Origin of the sequence: Massilia genomosp. 1 (assembly GCF_011682185.1) — a bacterium.
Taxonomy (GTDB): Bacteria; Pseudomonadota; Gammaproteobacteria; order Burkholderiales; family Burkholderiaceae_D; genus Telluria_A; species Telluria_A rubra.
On record NZ_WHJF01000319.1, the window covers coordinates 1 to 953 of the forward strand.

The 953-nt window shown below is 55.3% G+C and carries 1 pseudogene; it reads right to left on the minus strand.

Annotated elements, in window-relative coordinates:
- Positions 1 to 434: 434 nt before the first annotated feature.
- Positions 435 to 953 (minus strand): annotated as a pseudogene (locus tag F1735_RS33835) (IS6 family transposase); the annotation flags it as partial.

Here is a 953-nt window from a genome sequence, read left to right on the forward strand (position 1 = left end):
GATGACGCTTCGCCCATGTCATTCGCCGACAAGTTCTATGCGTTGGCAGGACAAGTCCGTCCAGTGTAAGCAGGGGGCATGCTCAACATGAAAAAATTCGTGCTGGGCTCAACAACGCGACAGAACCTTGTTTCTACTATCGTTCCTTCGCATACCATCAATCCTGGGGCCGCCCGTTGATCGTTTCGACGATTGTGTGTGTGAGCTCCTTCTTCTCCAGCAAGCGGCGAGATTTCAACAGCGTCGTCACGTTAGGCACCTGCTCGCGATTAAGGTCGATACCGAGCAAGCAAAGAATCGCCTTGTGGTCATTGGATTTCCTCCGGTTCGGTAGACAAATCGAGACTTCACACTGAGGCGCGTTCGAACGCCTTTGGGCTAAGATGGCTGTGGCGCCTAGTTCGATTGTAAAAAATTTAGATATAGCCGAAGATGAGGTATTTGATTTGGCGCACCAGGATTGGCACGTCGCGGCCGGCGTTGATCGCATCGATCGCCGCCTTGTTGGCGCCGCTCTTGTCCATCGCTACCTTGTCCGGATCGCCGTTCGCTCTCATGGCCTTGTCGAAGAAGCGCTTCGCCGCAGCCATGTCGCGCTTGGCTTTCAGCAGGAAGTCGACGGTCTTGCCCTGCTTGTCGACAGCGCGGTAGAGGTATTTCCAGATGCCCTTGACCTTGATGTATGTCTCATCCATACGCCAACTGCCGCCGACCGGGCGCTTGTGTTTCCGGGCCATCTTCTCGATGAGCGGCAGGAAACGAATCGCCCAACGGTTAATCGACGAATGGCCGCCCGACACGCCGCGCTTTTCCATCATCTCATCGAGGTGTCGGTAGCTCAGCCAATCTACCGGACTTAAGCCTGTCGATTTTTTTACGATTGAACGTCGAAATCGCTTGACAAGATGACCGCTTCGCGCGGCCGCCGCCCAGCCCCCGCGGGTTTTTTTGCG